This window comes from Bacillus mobilis (assembly GCF_001884045.1).
Lineage (GTDB): Bacteria > Bacillota > Bacilli > Bacillales > Bacillaceae_G > Bacillus_A > Bacillus_A mobilis.
Genome location: NZ_MACF01000134.1, coordinates 1 through 14,168, shown reverse-complemented (window position 1 = coordinate 14,168; position 14,168 = coordinate 1). Strand labels below are relative to the sequence as shown.

Genomic DNA, 14,168 nt, shown 5'->3' with positions numbered 1-14,168 from the left:
TAACAAAAACCACTCTACAAGAGTGGTTTTCTTCATCACTGCGCCATTTTCTTTCGGTACATCTTCCCGTTCCAATAGAAGAATCGTGAAGTGAGGCCTCCGTATTTTACAATGCGCCGTGCCATTTTGTGCATATTCTTTTGTGCTGATACCTTTTGATCTGATAAATAAATACCAAGTAACCCTCGGCTTATGAGACGATGAAACTTCGCATGAGGTAAATCACCAATGCTCTTCTCTGCTTCTTCTACAAAATGTTTCATACGATCTAATATTGCTTGCTCGTTTTCATAATAACTACAGAAATTCAAATCCCCGCCCATACGGTCTTCTTCTTGATCGATGAAATAATCAAGTAAAATGTGAAGTCCTTGTACGTAAGGGAAATACCCTTGTCTAATTTTCGCAATATCTTCATCATGTAGCTCATCATGAAATGCATATGCGACAAGACAAAAGATTCCAAGCGTAGAACCGGCACATGCTGAAAATTCAAACCAACTCATCTCTGGTAAGTTTTCTTTATGTGCTTCAAACCATTTTTGTAAGCGTGGTTCTCTTTCTTCTAACTTCACGTGTTTATGAATTTGCAAATCACAATAATAACAAGCAAGTTCATGAAGAACAGGAGCAATTTTGTCATAGTGCTTCGTTTTCTTTAAAACGTCTTGGCATGTTTCAACAAGTTCATCTAAATAACCACCATCATCTTGATCATCACGATAACGATAATAATTACCACCACCTTCTACTTCAGGTGATAATGCCATTAACATCGATTCATGCAGTGCGGCAAAATCATTTGGATCAAGTGATGTACTGCGATCACATAAATTATCTAAATAGTCGCTGATCGTTTGATAGGCTACGATAAAACGAATACATTCCTCTCGGTGTTCATCTGCTAATAGCGCTAAAATGCCTCCGCCTTCGCAATGAAACGTTTTATGCTCAATACTTGCGATTGCCTGACTATGAAGCTCATCATTCGGAATATGGTAGGCACGCTCTTTCCACATCGCTAGCTCATGGTGTACAACCGGAAACACATCACGGTATACTTTCGCCATGAGCGTTATGGGATTACTCGGTACGTTCACTTCTTCCTTCATCTCCTCTATTCAATGTACAAATAATTTACTTATTTGTTTCTATTATGTTATTGATGCGTATTTCAGTAAATGACTGAATATAATTCAAAATTTCATCACGCTCATACTCGTTTAATAACTCGTGATAACAATTCGGCCATTCTTTAAAAGCCTTATCACTTATTTTAACATTATCAAACCAAGTGCGGACACGTGTTTTATCTACAAGTTTATCCTCACAAGCTTGCATTAGCAAGAGCGGAACATCTGGAAAATCATCTATTTTCTTATGAGCAATTTCGATAGACTTAATCAATTCACTATACCAACGTACTGATACTTTGCGCAAGAACAATGAATCATTCTCCATCGCGTCTCGAACTTCATGATTACGAGTAGACATTTCCACTGTAAGATTCGTTGCAAATTGCAGTTTTGGAGCGATAATATTTAATATTTTTGAAGCAACTTGAAGCGGTGCAGAAGGTCCAGCTACTACGCCTAAACATGGCGAACTTAAAATAATGCCTTCTACATCTTCTCTCTTCGTTTCTTGCATCATACGAATAACAATAAGACCGCCCATACTATGACCGAATATAAAAATAGGTAACCGATACTTTCTTGCCTCTTTCACCCATAATTTAACTTCCTCTATGTATTCATCAAACGAATCAATATGTCCTCTATTTCTTGAAGTCGTTCCATGTGACGGAAGGTCCCCCATCACGACGTGGTAGCCGCTATGATTCCACATTTCCGCAACTGCTTCGTAACGTCCGTGATATTCCATTGCGCCGTGCACGATAACAACGACAGCTTTCGCTTCCTCTGCTTCATAATTCCACATACGGCTCTCCTCCATTTCACTCTTTCTTATAATTTGATACACTGAAACTAGTCTCTAGGAAAGGAAGGCTTTACATGATATACCCTTATAAAGAAAAAAATCCGAAAATTTCGAGTAGTGCTTTTATCGCTGATTATGTTACCATTACAGGCGACGTTTCCATTGGCGAGGAATCAAGTATTTGGTTTAATACAGTCATACGCGGTGATGTTTCACCAACAATCATTGGAGACCGAGTAAATGTACAAGACCAATGTACACTTCACCAAAGCCCACAGTATCCTCTTATTTTAGAAGATGACGTTACAGTTGGGCATCAAGTTATTTTACATAGCTGTCATATTAAAAAAGATGCTTTAATTGGAATGGGATCTATTATATTAGATGGTGCTGAAATTGGCGAAGGAGCCTTTATTGGTGCTGGAAGCCTCGTTTCACAAGGAAAGAAAATTCCACCAAACACGTTAGCTTTCGGTCGCCCAGCTAAAGTCGTTCGTGAGTTAACAGAGGAAGACCGTAAAGACATGGAGCGCATTCGCACACAATATGTTGAAAAAGGCCAGTATTATAAATCATTACAGAAGTAACTTTTCCAGCTGCCATTAAATTGGCAGCTTTTTATATAAAAACTAACTTTTTCTTTACAAAACATTATTACTCCCTCAATAAAATCTTATTAAAATAAAAGCTAATATCTCCATATATATGTAAACGAGGGAGGAGAATTTTCATGAAGGTCAGTGGACTGTATAAAATAGAATGTTACATTTTCAAAGGAATTAACCGATACTTTGATCAAAAAACATTAAATATTTTTTTCAGCAATATTACTCATATCGGTGGTGCTACTTTCTCAATCGCACTCACACTTTTCTTTTTAATTTTTGCAAAAGGGACTTTGCATCAAGCTGCAATCGCAACTGCCAGTTCTTTAGCAATTAGCCATATTCCTGTACAAATATTAAAAAGATGGTATCCACGAAAACGTCCTTATTTAACAATTCAGGATGCGAAATATCCAGTCCATCCATTAAAAGACCACTCTTTCCCGTCTGGTCATACAACAGCCGTTTTCTCTGTCTTCATTCCATTTATTTGCTATAATCCAAACTTACTTGTTTTTCTATTACCTTTAGCATTATGCGTCGGTATTTCTCGTATTTATTTAGGGCTTCACTATCCGTCTGATGTATTTGTCGGTATGTGCCTCGGCACTTGCTCTGGCATCATCTCTTTTTATCAATTCATCCCACTTTTCACATAAAGGAGTGATATGATGAGAGTCGCCATTTTTACCGATACTTTTACACCACAAGTCAACGGGGTTGCGAAAACATTAGAACGATTAACACGTTATTTTCAGAAAGAAAAGATTGCCTATTCTGTTTTCGCCCCTCAGCATACAGCTGAAGATGATTTCGTAGCTAATGTAAACAAGATGAGAAGTATCCCGTTAACAATATTATATCCAGAATGCCGCTTTTCTTTTCCTACTCCGCGTATTAAACGAGAACTTCTTTCCTTTAAACCTGACATTATTCACATTGCTACACCTTTCAACATGGGACTTTGTGGATTGTATTATGCCAAAAAATTAAACATCCCAGTTGTCGGTTCTTATCATACTGATTTCGATGCTTATTTACGCTATTACAAAATCGAATTTCTCTCTAATATGCTTTGGAACTATTTAAAATGGTTTCATAGTCATATGCAAAAAAATTTCGTTCCTTCCTTTGAAACGTTACACCAACTAAAAAACAAAGGTTTTCAGGCCCTCTCCATATGGGGACGTGGTGTAGATTGCACACTCTTTCATCCATCTTACAATACAGACCTATTCCGAAAAAAATATAATATTACAGCGAAGTATGTCCTTTCCTATGTTGGACGGATTGCTCCTGAAAAAGATATTGATACGTTGCAACACCTTATCGTGACAACGACGCATACTCGAAACGACATTCATTGGCTTATCGCAGGAGACGGTCCGCTAGCAACAAATTTGCGTGAAGCTGTTCCGAGTGCAAATATCACTTTTACTGGATATTTACAAGGGAAGGATTTAGCTGAAGCATATGCTTGTTCTAACATCATGGTATTTCCATCCGCTACTGAAACGTTCGGAAATGTCGTACTCGAATCACTTGCATGCGGTACACCTGTCATTGGTGCAAATAGTGGCGGAGTTAAAAATATTATTACGGATGGAAAAACGGGAGTTCTTTGTTCGCCCAAAAATGAGGACGCATTTCTATCATCCATCTATTCTTTATTGCAAAATGAAGAGCAACTTATGCAAATGGGCATCGCGGCTTCGTCTTATGCCCAATCAAAAAGCTGGGATGAAATCTTTCGTGGCTTACTTGACCAATATGAAGAAGTTCTTCAGCACACTGCATCAGAATTACTCGCTTAAACAGAAAAACTCCCTTCAAAAAACGAAGGGAGTTTATTACACAGTTATAAATTTTAGTTTACTAAATGATACACAAGGTGAAATATCTATTTATTTTTATATTCATTATAACAAAAAGAAACATAAATAAACAGACTTGTAATAAAAACCCATAAAAATTAATATATGGTTATACAGTATTTTTACTGTATGATGATTTTAAGAGATTCCCCTTAAAATCAACTTACTCACATACCTTTATACAGTAATTGTTCCCCAATTTCTGTATATCAAAAAAACCTTTCATTCATTTGAAAGGTCTTTTTGAGCCTGCACATACTCTTCTTTCGTATTCATATTTATAAACCAATCTGCATTCGCTTGTACATCTTCACCAGCAATATATTTCACATTACATTGTAATAAAAGCTGACCCATACTTCTTTTTTCTTCCTGAAGCAAAGCATAAATCTTTTCTTTCACACGGTTATGATACGCTGCAAGTAACGGTTGTTTCCTTCCATTAATAATAGGGACAACTGCATCATATTCATTACTCGTTTGCTCTAGTAAAATGGTAAACCATTCTTGCGAAACATTTGGCGCATCGCAAGGCATAATAGCATACCAATCTGCTTCTATATATTCCATTCCTGATACAATGCCAGCAAGTGGTCCATTTCCTTTATAATGCGGAATATCTTCTATAACTGGAACTTGTACAAGTTCCTCTACTCGCTCTTTTATATCGGAGTGACTAATGACTACAACTTCTTGCAACGCAGTCGTCATCACTTTCACAATATGCTCTATAAAAGTACTACCTTGCCAGCTCGCTAATGCTTTCGGCTCACCGAATCTACTCGACATACCTCCTGCCAATACAATTCCAGCATACTTACTCATTGGCGATGCAGCTCAAATGTAATATGACCTAATTCCGGTAAAATTAATTTATTCATCGCAAGACGAACCGCTCCGCTAGATCCTGGCATGGAAAAGACAACCTTGCGCCCAATTGTACCGCCAATCGCTCTACTTAACATTGCGCTGCTTCCGATATCTTCTAAATAACTAATCATGCGGAACAACTCACCAAACCCGACAATTTCTTTATCTAATAACGCTGATACTGCTTCAATCGTCACATCACGTTTCGTAATGCCCGTACCGCCATTTGTTAACACGACATCAACATCTTCCTTATGATAACCAGCTAACACCGCTTGCTGAATACTTTCTTTATCATCCTTTACAATTTCATAAGAGGTCACTGTATGCCCTGCTTCTTTTAATAATTCATGTAATAGTTGTCCGCTCTTGTCCGTCTCTTCTGTACGTGTATCAGAAATCGTCACGATCTTGCAGCGCACTTCTTTTGGCGCTTGTTTTTTATGTTCATTAACACTCATTTTTCATCTTTCCTTTCATTTAACTTTGTAAAATTATGTATAAATCAAAGAATTCAATATGATACAATATAAGTATATTTATCCATACAAAGGAGCTTTATATGATTCAAAATATGAAACGATACGTACCCATTATACCATTCCTAATTATATTATCCCTTTTTCAATGTATCGCTTACGGGTTTGATATTAACTTTTTAAAATTGTATGTGCTTATGCCTGATGGTGGTATTCGTTACTATTTGACTAGCACATTAATTCCTCTCGTACTTGCCTACATAGTAGATTTTATATTTAAACGTTCTATCTCTAAATAAGGAGGTCTACATATTATGGAACTTTACAAAAAACTAACAACAACATTCATCCTCTTATTCGTCGCTTCCATTACTGTTGGCTTTTCTCTAAAAGGCGCAATTCCATACGCTACATTAGTAAGCATTATATTCGCAACACTATTTTTACTAAGCAGTGCCTTTTGCGCGGGTAAAGCACGTCAAATGAAAGGTTGATTACATATGTTCCAGAAGAAACCAATCCTTTGCAAATCATGTGAAAAAGAAATCCAAACATATGAAAAAGCATGGATTCATATGCCCTTTCCAGCAAGTGGCATGATGAATATGAAAAAGTATATTGAGCTAGACGGCGAAGTGTATTGTAGCTCATGCATTCAAATTGTAAATAAAACAAAATAAAAAAAGCTTTGCGCTCACCGCGCAAAGCTTTTTTTCATATATTATAGACCAGCTTGCTCTTTTAAAGCTGCAGCTTTGTCTGTACGTTCCCATGTTAGATCTACATCAGTACGTCCGAAGTGGCCGTAAGCTGCTGTTTGTTTGTAAATTGGGCGACGTAAGTCTAGCATTTTAATAATACCAGCTGGGCGAAGATCGAAGTTGTTACGAACTAGTTCTACTAGTACGTCTTCAGATACTTTACCAGTGCCGAATGTATCAACTGAAATTGATACTGGTTGTGCTACACCGATTGCGTATGCAAGTTGTACTTCTGCTTTATCAGCAAGACCCGCTGCTACGATATTTTTCGCAACATAACGAGCTGCATATGCTGCTGAACGGTCAACTTTCGTTGCATCTTTACCAGAGAATGCACCGCCACCGTGGCGAGCGTATCCACCGTAAGTATCAACGATGATTTTACGTCCTGTTAAACCAGCATCACCTTGTGGTCCACCAATTACGAAGCGACCAGTTGGGTTAATGAAGAATTTCGTTTCTCCATCCATTAATTCTGCTGGAACTACAGCTTTAATTACATGCTCTTTTAAATCGCGATCGATTTCTTCCCATGTAACATCTGGATGATGCTGTGTAGAAATTACGATTGTATCTACACGTACAGGTTTACCATTTTCATCATACTCAACTGTAACTTGCGTTTTTCCATCCGGGCGTAAGTATGATAATGTATCATCTTTACGTACTTCAGTTAAACGGCGAGCTAATTTGTGAGCAAGCGAGATTGGAAGTGGCATTAACTCTTGTGTCTCATTACATGCGAAACCAAACATTAAACCTTGGTCTCCTGCACCAATTGCCTCAATCTCAGCGTCAGTCATTTGACCTTCGCGTGCTTCTAGCGCTTGGTCAACACCCATAGCGATGTCAGCAGATTGCTCATCGATAGATGTTAAAACTGCACAAGTTTCTGCATCGAATCCGTATTTTGCGCGTGTGTAACCAATGCCTTGAATTGTTTCACGAACGATTTTTGGAATATCTACGTAAGTAGAAGTCGTAATTTCCCCCGCTACCAATACTAAACCAGTTGTTACAGTTGTTTCACAAGCTACACGTGCATTTGCGTCTTTTGATAAGATCGCATCTAAAATTGAATCAGAAATTTGGTCACAAATTTTATCTGGGTGTCCTTCAGTTACAGACTCAGATGTGAACAGATGACGTTTTTTTGTCATGTGGTAAACCTCCCTACAGTAATTGTATATATTGTACGGAACTCATCCTTAATTTGCCACAAACTGCGACATACATTTATTCTCCCACAAGCATACAGAAAAACCTTTCCTACTTTACATAGAGGAAAGGTTTAATTTGCTACTTGCATACTGCTTTTTGCCCTTCGCTCTTATCGTTCGAGACCTGTAGCCTCGCACAGGTTTTAGCACCTATTCACCTGTATTTACCACTACAAATGAGGTTGCTGGGCTTCATCGGGCCTGTCCCTCCGCCAGCTCGGGATAAGAGAGTATCCGTCCCAACCTATACTAAAGAAATGATATTCATTTGTCAATTAATATTCACATTTTCCTGAAAGTTTTTCTCAATACGCCTGGAATGAAATATTAATAAGGAAATAATGCATTCACACAAACAAAAAGAAATAAATAGTATACATTATTTATATAATTGTGTTATACTCTTGTTGGGGATTACGAGAAATATTTCATTAAATGAAAAGGATGGTATATAAATATGAGTACTGTGAATGTCCAAATTGGTTTACACGAATTATTGAACGGAAGCAATGCACAGATTCAACTAAGTGTTCCGCAATTAGTGGAAAAAGTATTAATGCGAAATGAAGGGAAATTAACTTCTACTGGTGCCGTTTCTGCTTCAACAGGAAAATATACAGGACGTTCTCCTAAAGATAAATTTATTGTGAAAGAAGCATCGGTTGCTGATAAAATTGCTTGGGGAGCAGTGAATCAACCGATTTCTGAAGAACATTTTAATAAATTATATACTAAAGTTTTAGAATACTTAAAAGAAAAAGAAGAGTTATTCGTCTTCAATGGATTTGCAGGCGCTGACCGCAATTACCGCCTACCAATTCAAGTTATTAACGAATATGCATGGCACAATTTATTTGTACATCAATTATTCATTCGTCCAACTGAAGAAGAATTAACAACTCATGAATCAGAGTTCACAATTGTTTCTGCACCGAATTTCAAAGCTGATCCAGCTGTTGACGGTACAAACTCTGAAGCATTCATTATGGTTTCATTCGAAAAACGTATCGTACTAATTGGTGGTACAGAATACGCTGGAGAAATGAAAAAATCAATCTTCTCTATTATGAACTTCTTATTACCTGAACAAGATATTCTTTCTATGCATTGCTCTGCAAACGTAGGTGAAGAAGGCGACGTAGCACTATTCTTCGGTTTATCTGGAACAGGTAAAACAACATTATCTGCTGATCCAAACCGTAAATTAATCGGTGATGATGAGCATGGCTGGTCTGATAACGGTGTATTCAATATTGAAGGCGGTTGCTACGCAAAATGTGTAAACCTTTCTCACGAGAAAGAACCACAAATTTTCGATGCAATCAAATTTGGATCTGTTTTAGAAAACGTTATCATTAATGACCAAACGCGTATCGCAGACTACAACGATACTACTTTAACAGAAAATACTCGTGCTGCATACCCTATGCATGCGATCGACAATATCGTACTGCCAAGTGTTGCTGGACACCCAAATACAATCATTTTCTTAACTGCTGATGCATCTGGCGTATTGCCTCCAATCAGCAAGTTATCAAAAGAACAAGCTATGTATCATTTCTTAAGTGGTTATACTAGTAAACTAGCAGGAACAGAGCGCGGCGTTACATCACCGCAAGCAACATTCTCAACTTGCTTCGGTTCACCATTCTTACCACTTGATGCATCTCGCTATGCTGAAATGCTTGGTGAAAAAATCGAGAAACACGATGCGAAAGTATTCTTAGTAAACACTGGCTGGACTGGTGGCGAATACGGCGTTGGTAAACGTATGAACTTAGGTTACACTCGTGCAATGATTCAAGCAGCATTAAGCGGCGAACTTGCGAAAACAGAAACAGCTAAACATGACATCTTCGGTCTTGAAGTTCCACTTCACGTACCAGGTGTACCTGACGAAGTGTTAATGCCTGAACAAACTTGGGCTGATAAAGCTGCTTACAAAGCAAAAGCAATCGAGCTTGCGAGCGAATTCAAAGAGAACTTCAAAAAGTTCGACAGCGTTTCTGAAAATATTATTAACTTAGGCGGTCCAATCGCTTAAGTACAAACTTTCTGTTGGAATAACCCTTTTACTCATATGAATAAGTGTCGTGTAACCGTAAAGTTTCGCGTACTCACCGACAAAACCCAATGCGGCTTAACGGTTACACACACTTACATAAAAAAGAAGCTTACGTTTTTTACGTAAGCTTCTTTCTATATCTTCTCTCTTCATCCATGATGTAGTTCGGAAAAAATACAGAAAATTCGTTTTATAATCATACACTTTTCGTTTTTTATGATAAAATTTACATATACAGGAAAGGAGGAGTCCTATGAAAAATTTTTCTCGTACAGGAAAAATTTTATTCAGTTACGGAGCAATCCAAATGTTTTGGGGACTTGTGATGCTTAACGTTAATTTATTTCAGCAAAGTGAAACGATAAAATACATTATTCTATTTACCGGTATAATTTGTTGTATTATATCCAGCTTTTTTAAAGAACCTAAGAATCATACTAATAAGTGATTTCATGTTAACTTATTCGAAGCAGAAACCTGTATTTTGTGCAAAGTTTTGCTTCCTATCGTACTATCCATCACTGAATCACTTATCCCAGAATAAACCCATTTCCACACAGACAAATCGCGGTTTCGAACATATCAATTATATCCCTACTCATTACAACTCTCCGGCTTCACATCGATGGGGCTAAAAAAGGCCCTGACCGCTTCTATCCTTCGCTGGATTCTCTCTTCCATAGTAAAGCAACTTTCAATTTATATACTTGAATTTTCACACGTACAAATCACAGCTTCGAACATATAAAGTATATCCCTATCACTACATCTATCTGGTTTCACATCGCATGGGGCTAAAAAAGGCCCTGACCGCTTCTATCCTTCGCTGGATTCTCTCTTCCATCTAAAAGAGGCTTTTTATCTTTTTATCTTTTTATCTTTTTATCTCTTCGTTAATTCTTCCTCGTCTTTCATACTATAGTAGCCTAAATTCACAACGATTAAGAAATAGCCACCCAGAATCCCTACTGCAAATGCCCACATAACCATGTGGTGCTCAATTTCGTACATAATAACAGCACCCAAAATAGCAGCTGCAAAACGATTAAACATACCGAGCGTCGGTGCTTTCGTTTTCTTTACGATACTATCTCCAAGCTTCTCAATTCGTCTCCCTAAAAGCCAAACACAATACATACTTACGATAAGTCCAATTCCAGCACCTAAAAAGTGTGCTGAAAACGGTGTTAACATCCAGCCTAGTAAAAGAAAACCTAGTAAATAATACGATTGAATTTTAAACGATCTTAATGACATACTAATCATGCTGTTCTCCTCTTCAGTAATTTTTACCCCGCATTAACGGGCAGTACGACCCTCACCTCAAAATTCAGTGGAAGCAAAGAAGTTAAGTGGGGGCTCAACTGCCCGTAAAAGCCCGATTGGTTCAACTAATAATCAGTGGGGGATGAACGAATCCCCCACTGATTAAAGTTTCACTTTATCTATCCAACAAAAGCTGTATAACTCAGTTCTTTCGAGTTCATACTACTTAAAATTCATTTCACTCAAATTAAAAACAACATAAACAGTTTGTTTATGTTGTTTTTAATGTTTTCAGGAAATAATATTATACAAGATTTCAAACATCATATTCTCATAATTTGTGACGTTTTTCCAAACATTTTTCGTCCATTTATGAAAAAAATGATATCAATCTATGAACATACGGATATGATGTAATAAGCACACAAATAAAGGGGGCGTCTAATGATTTATTTTTTAATGGCTCTCATTCACCTCATTATCCCTGCACTTATTGGACTTTCATTGTATTGGTACACGAAAAATCATAGTATTTTCTATGCTGTCCTCGGTGTTCTTCTTCCAGGTATTATTCTTATCACACTCTTCCGTATTCCATTTTTAAACTTAATCCCACTTATTACTGCTATCTTATTTCTCGTCTTCTTACCAAAAATAAAAAAATAGGAAAGCAGATCATAGGTGATCTGTTTTCCTATTTTGATATAGGTTCTCCCGCAGCAACATGAACTTTTACTTTCTCCGATTTCACAAACCATAGACCGAAGAAAATAATAATGCCACCAATTATTTGTTGAAACGATACATATTCATTTGCCCATACAGCTGCAAATAAAACAGCTACAAGCGGCGTTATATACATATATACCATCGTATGTGACGCGCCAATTTTTTGAATACCAACATACCACATTACTAAACCAAATACTGTTACAAAGAAAATGGAATATAGTAAAGCGAATAGTGTCATTCCGCGTGTAATGTGAAATGGCATTATAAATACATGTGGTCCACTTAACAATAAAAGCGGAATCGCGCCAACTAATGCTGACCATGCGGTAACACGTAGTGCTGAATATTTTTTAATTAATGGACCTGCTAAAACAGGATAAAGTCCCCAGCATATTGATGTAATAAGTCCGATCCCATTCCCGTAAAAAGAACTAGTAAGTGAATGTCCTGCTACTAAAACTAACGCTGCACCGCCAAAGGCAATGATAGATCCGATGAACTTCCGAGAAGAAAACTTTTCTTGTTTTAAGAAAATCGCAAATACAGTTGTAAATATAGGTGAAATAGAAATGAGTAAAGAGGCATTTGTAGCGGATGTATATTTGACAGTTTCCATAAATAATGTTTGATACAGTATAATACCTACAATGCTAACGATGATTAACCTAGGTATATCCTTTCGCTCCATATAAACCGACTTTTCAATAAAAAATGTAAGGAGTAACATAAGCGGTGCCGCCGATATCATCCGAAGTGCAGTAAACTCAATTGCTGTAAATTCTAAAAGTCCATATTTTGCAATCGTAAAATTAATCCCCCAAATAATAACGACTGTTAAAATTAAAAACTCAATCCCCCATCTTCTCATGCGTATCCCCTCCGCAAATAAAATTATACAGAAAATTCAATCACATGTACATTTCATTATGTGAAAAAATCTTTGTATTGTATGAAGAGGTTTGCTTTGTTTGGTACATGAAATTATATTAGCGATTTTTTAATTATATCGACTTATCAACAAGAAACGGCATTGATAGCACCTTATATAATAAAAAGGCGGTCCAATTTTTTTGGAACCACCTTTTCTTTACTACACTCGAACGTGTAACTTCATATTCGGATTATAAAATTGGCTCGGGCTCTTCAACTGAAAAGTTCCTCCACCTTCATGCCAATCAACTGTTAACTTATCATCCATAAATACAAGCTTTGTGCGATCTGCGATAAAGTTCATTGTGCTAGATTCGATATCCACATCACGCTCATCTTTTTCTGCTACAGCTACTAAATCGATAATTCCGCTCATGACACAACCGCAACCTTCATTATCGTAAAATAACTTTATATATTTCGCTTCATTTGGAATCGTATCCATAATCTTTTTATATGCTGCTTCTGTTACAGTAACGTACATACGCTAATCTTCATCCTCTCTTCTCATATCCTTCATATATTGTACCACCATTTTTCTCTAAAATTATATACAGAAAATTAAGATTAATATACAATGTATGTGATAAAGGAGGTTATCACTCATGTTCAAATTACTGCGATACCCCATCTTCTTAGGTCTACTTGGTAGCTTTTTTATTTCTAGCGGCATGGTATTACAACATACACTTCTCTATTCTCCTTCTATTGGCTGGATTCTAGGTTTTATTTGTTTCCTATCTGCTTCTTATTTTGCTATGAAAAAATAAGAAGTATCTTAAGATTTATTTGCAGTAAACTTTGACGTGGATGTTACTTTCGTTCCACAAAAAGTGGTAACTCTAAAACAATTCAACTCTCCCACCTATTTTGGAAATCTAGACAAACAATACAATCGACCACACAAAAATATAGAATTCATAATATACATATAGTGGTTCTATTTTTAAAACTAGTTTTTCAAAATATAGAAAGGAGAACGTACATGTATCCACGTAATTGTTTTAGTTGCGACGGCAGACGCAACAGTGGTTCTAACGGAAACACCGGGCCTACGGGTAGCACCGGCGTTACTGGACCTACGGGAGCTACCGGACCTACTGGGAGTGCTGGACCTACCGGAGCTGGTTTCCAAAGTACTACCGCCTTTAGTCTAGCAGCCGCTCCCACCTATAAAACAGGACAAGTTGTCACTTATACGAGCAGCGGCTATGTTGTAAAAAAAGATGCACCTCAAGGGTTTCCGAATATATCTCCAGATTATATCGTATTAGTAGAAAGTGGGCCTACTGGTAGCACTGGGTCTACCGGGAACACTGGACCTGCCGGGAACACCGGATCTACTGGCAGTACTGGACCTTCTGGGAGCACCGGACCGACTGGGAGCACCGGACCGACTGGCACCGCAGGTAATGTATCAGCAAA

At 37.3% G+C, this 14,168-nt stretch carries 18 protein-coding genes, 1 pseudogene and 1 riboswitch; of the genes and pseudogenes, 11 read left to right on the top strand and 8 right to left on the bottom strand.

Annotated elements, in window-relative coordinates; genetic code table 11:
• Positions 1 to 35 precede the first annotated feature (35 nt).
• Both BAQ44_RS25885 and BAQ44_RS25880 read right to left on the bottom strand, forming a co-directional pair.
• On the bottom strand, positions 36 to 1,100 hold the full coding sequence (locus tag BAQ44_RS25885; RefSeq protein ID WP_061676775.1) for a tetraprenyl-beta-curcumene synthase: 1,065 nt from the start codon (positions 1,098 to 1,100) through the stop codon (positions 36 to 38).
• 37 nt (positions 1,101 to 1,137) lie between these two features.
• Entirely contained in the window at positions 1,138 to 1,941 is an 804-nt protein-coding gene (locus tag BAQ44_RS25880; RefSeq protein WP_061676774.1) for an alpha/beta hydrolase, read from the bottom strand.
• Between the two features lie 74 nt (positions 1,942 to 2,015).
• Here BAQ44_RS25880 and BAQ44_RS25875 point away from each other — a divergent pair, with 74 nt between their 5' ends.
• The 3 genes from BAQ44_RS25875 (at position 2,016) to BAQ44_RS25865 (ending at position 4,360) form a co-directional block, all read left to right on the top strand.
• On the top strand, positions 2,016 to 2,528 hold the full coding sequence (locus BAQ44_RS25875; RefSeq protein WP_071724549.1) for a gamma carbonic anhydrase: 513 nt from the start codon (positions 2,016 to 2,018) through the stop codon (positions 2,526 to 2,528).
• A 143-nt stretch (positions 2,529 to 2,671) separates the two neighbouring features.
• Positions 2,672 to 3,205, top strand: a complete 534-nt coding sequence (locus BAQ44_RS25870) for a phosphatase PAP2 family protein (protein WP_071724546.1) — start codon at positions 2,672 to 2,674, stop codon at positions 3,203 to 3,205.
• 12 nt (positions 3,206 to 3,217) lie between these two features.
• Positions 3,218 to 4,360 carry a glycosyltransferase family 4 protein gene (locus BAQ44_RS25865; RefSeq protein ID WP_071724545.1) on the top strand — a complete coding sequence of 381 codons (1,143 nt, stop codon included), beginning with the start codon at positions 3,218 to 3,220 and terminating at the stop codon, positions 4,358 to 4,360.
• A 282-nt stretch (positions 4,361 to 4,642) separates the two neighbouring features.
• Here the strand turns inward: BAQ44_RS25865 and BAQ44_RS25860 are convergent, their stop codons facing one another.
• On the bottom strand, positions 4,643 to 5,245 hold the full coding sequence (locus BAQ44_RS25860) for a molybdenum cofactor guanylyltransferase (RefSeq protein ID WP_071724543.1): 603 nt from the start codon (positions 5,243 to 5,245) through the stop codon (positions 4,643 to 4,645).
• Positions 5,242 to 5,751 (bottom strand): MogA/MoaB family molybdenum cofactor biosynthesis protein, encoded by a 510-nt coding sequence (locus tag BAQ44_RS25855; RefSeq protein ID WP_063262151.1) that lies wholly within the window; start codon positions 5,749 to 5,751, stop codon positions 5,242 to 5,244. Before BAQ44_RS25855 ends, BAQ44_RS25860 begins: the two co-directional genes overlap by 4 nt.
• Positions 5,752 to 5,852: 101 nt before the next feature.
• On the opposite strand from BAQ44_RS25855, the gene BAQ44_RS25850 reads away from it, so the two are divergent.
• The 3 genes from BAQ44_RS25850 to BAQ44_RS25840 are packed head-to-tail and all read left to right on the top strand — an operon-like array spanning position 5,853 to position 6,449.
• On the top strand, positions 5,853 to 6,068 hold the full coding sequence (locus BAQ44_RS25850) for a hypothetical protein (protein WP_071724541.1): 216 nt from the start codon (positions 5,853 to 5,855) through the stop codon (positions 6,066 to 6,068).
• Between the two features lie 15 nt (positions 6,069 to 6,083).
• Positions 6,084 to 6,263, top strand: a complete 180-nt coding sequence (locus tag BAQ44_RS25845) for a hypothetical protein (protein ID WP_000424805.1) — start codon at positions 6,084 to 6,086, stop codon at positions 6,261 to 6,263.
• Between the two features lie 6 nt (positions 6,264 to 6,269).
• A complete protein-coding gene (locus BAQ44_RS25840) occupies positions 6,270 to 6,449 on the top strand; it encodes a hypothetical protein (RefSeq protein WP_071724539.1) in 180 nt (59 codons plus the stop codon).
• A 41-nt stretch (positions 6,450 to 6,490) separates the two neighbouring features.
• On the opposite strand, the gene metK is transcribed toward BAQ44_RS25840, so the two are convergent.
• The gene (gene metK, locus BAQ44_RS25835; protein WP_000163118.1) at positions 6,491 to 7,690 is read right to left on the bottom strand and encodes a methionine adenosyltransferase; all 1,200 of its coding nucleotides are present in this window, start codon (positions 7,688 to 7,690) and stop codon (positions 6,491 to 6,493) included.
• Positions 7,691 to 7,857: 167 nt separating this feature from the next.
• A riboswitch (SAM riboswitch) is annotated at positions 7,858 to 7,979 on the bottom strand.
• A gap of 228 nt (positions 7,980 to 8,207) precedes the next feature.
• On the opposite strand from metK, the gene pckA reads away from it, so the two are divergent.
• Both pckA and BAQ44_RS25825 read left to right on the top strand, forming a co-directional pair.
• Positions 8,208 to 9,794, top strand: coding sequence for a phosphoenolpyruvate carboxykinase (ATP) (gene pckA / locus BAQ44_RS25830; RefSeq protein ID WP_000108821.1), 1,587 nt, complete (start codon positions 8,208 to 8,210; stop codon positions 9,792 to 9,794).
• 274 nt (positions 9,795 to 10,068) lie between these two features.
• The gene (locus tag BAQ44_RS25825; protein ID WP_063262153.1) at positions 10,069 to 10,263 is read left to right on the top strand and encodes a hypothetical protein; all 195 of its coding nucleotides are present in this window, start codon (positions 10,069 to 10,071) and stop codon (positions 10,261 to 10,263) included.
• Between the two features lie 434 nt (positions 10,264 to 10,697).
• Here the strand turns inward: BAQ44_RS25825 and BAQ44_RS25820 are convergent, their stop codons facing one another.
• Positions 10,698 to 11,081, bottom strand: coding sequence for an ATP synthase subunit I (locus tag BAQ44_RS25820; RefSeq protein WP_063262154.1), 384 nt, complete (start codon positions 11,079 to 11,081; stop codon positions 10,698 to 10,700).
• Positions 11,082 to 11,525: 444 nt separating this feature from the next.
• On the opposite strand from BAQ44_RS25820, the gene BAQ44_RS25815 reads away from it, so the two are divergent.
• Positions 11,526 to 11,747: a hypothetical protein gene (locus BAQ44_RS25815; RefSeq protein ID WP_000639043.1), complete on the top strand. Its 222-nt coding sequence runs from the start codon at positions 11,526 to 11,528 to the stop codon at positions 11,745 to 11,747.
• A gap of 28 nt (positions 11,748 to 11,775) precedes the next feature.
• On the opposite strand, the gene BAQ44_RS25810 is transcribed toward BAQ44_RS25815, so the two are convergent.
• Both BAQ44_RS25810 and BAQ44_RS25805 read right to left on the bottom strand, forming a co-directional pair.
• Positions 11,776 to 12,681 (bottom strand): DMT family transporter, encoded by a 906-nt coding sequence (locus tag BAQ44_RS25810; RefSeq protein ID WP_071724538.1) that lies wholly within the window; start codon positions 12,679 to 12,681, stop codon positions 11,776 to 11,778.
• Between the two features lie 222 nt (positions 12,682 to 12,903).
• On the bottom strand, positions 12,904 to 13,227 hold the full coding sequence (locus BAQ44_RS25805) for an iron-sulfur cluster biosynthesis family protein (protein WP_000289565.1): 324 nt from the start codon (positions 13,225 to 13,227) through the stop codon (positions 12,904 to 12,906).
• A 121-nt stretch (positions 13,228 to 13,348) separates the two neighbouring features.
• Between BAQ44_RS25805 and BAQ44_RS31220 the strand changes: the two genes are divergently transcribed.
• Both BAQ44_RS31220 and BAQ44_RS25800 read left to right on the top strand, forming a co-directional pair.
• Positions 13,349 to 13,513, top strand: coding sequence for a hypothetical protein (locus BAQ44_RS31220; protein ID WP_084669640.1), 165 nt, complete (start codon positions 13,349 to 13,351; stop codon positions 13,511 to 13,513).
• A gap of 215 nt (positions 13,514 to 13,728) precedes the next feature.
• Positions 13,729 to 14,168 (top strand): annotated as a pseudogene (locus tag BAQ44_RS25800) (collagen-like protein); the annotation flags it as partial.

Excerpts from the sequence above, each read along its gene's own strand:
- BAQ44_RS25825 (WP_063262153.1), top strand. The coding sequence starts at position 10,069 with ATGAAAAATTTTTCTCGTACAGGAAAAATTTTATTCAGTTACGGAGCA.
- BAQ44_RS25850 (WP_071724541.1), top strand. The coding sequence starts at position 5,853 with ATGATTCAAAATATGAAACGATACGTACCCATTATACCATTCCTAATT.
- BAQ44_RS25845 (WP_000424805.1), top strand. The coding sequence starts at position 6,084 with ATGGAACTTTACAAAAAACTAACAACAACATTCATCCTCTTATTCGTC.
- BAQ44_RS25860 (WP_071724543.1), bottom strand. The coding sequence starts at position 5,245 with ATGAGTAAGTATGCTGGAATTGTATTGGCAGGAGGTATGTCGAGTAGA.
- BAQ44_RS25855 (WP_063262151.1), bottom strand. The coding sequence starts at position 5,751 with ATGAGTGTTAATGAACATAAAAAACAAGCGCCAAAAGAAGTGCGCTGC.
- BAQ44_RS25865 (WP_071724545.1), top strand. The coding sequence starts at position 3,218 with ATGAGAGTCGCCATTTTTACCGATACTTTTACACCACAAGTCAACGGG.
- metK (WP_000163118.1), bottom strand. The coding sequence starts at position 7,690 with ATGACAAAAAAACGTCATCTGTTCACATCTGAGTCTGTAACTGAAGGA.
- BAQ44_RS25805 (WP_000289565.1), bottom strand. The coding sequence starts at position 13,227 with ATGTACGTTACTGTAACAGAAGCAGCATATAAAAAGATTATGGATACG.
- BAQ44_RS25815 (WP_000639043.1), top strand. The coding sequence starts at position 11,526 with ATGATTTATTTTTTAATGGCTCTCATTCACCTCATTATCCCTGCACTT.
- BAQ44_RS31220 (WP_084669640.1), top strand. The coding sequence starts at position 13,349 with ATGTTCAAATTACTGCGATACCCCATCTTCTTAGGTCTACTTGGTAGC.
- BAQ44_RS25820 (WP_063262154.1), bottom strand. The coding sequence starts at position 11,081 with ATGATTAGTATGTCATTAAGATCGTTTAAAATTCAATCGTATTATTTA.
- BAQ44_RS25810 (WP_071724538.1), bottom strand. The coding sequence starts at position 12,681 with ATGAGAAGATGGGGGATTGAGTTTTTAATTTTAACAGTCGTTATTATT.
- BAQ44_RS25870 (WP_071724546.1), top strand. The coding sequence starts at position 2,672 with ATGAAGGTCAGTGGACTGTATAAAATAGAATGTTACATTTTCAAAGGA.
- BAQ44_RS25875 (WP_071724549.1), top strand. The coding sequence starts at position 2,016 with ATGATATACCCTTATAAAGAAAAAAATCCGAAAATTTCGAGTAGTGCT.
- pckA (WP_000108821.1), top strand. The coding sequence starts at position 8,208 with ATGAGTACTGTGAATGTCCAAATTGGTTTACACGAATTATTGAACGGA.
- BAQ44_RS25880 (WP_061676774.1), bottom strand. The coding sequence starts at position 1,941 with ATGTGGAATTATGAAGCAGAGGAAGCGAAAGCTGTCGTTGTTATCGTG.
- BAQ44_RS25840 (WP_071724539.1), top strand. The coding sequence starts at position 6,270 with ATGTTCCAGAAGAAACCAATCCTTTGCAAATCATGTGAAAAAGAAATC.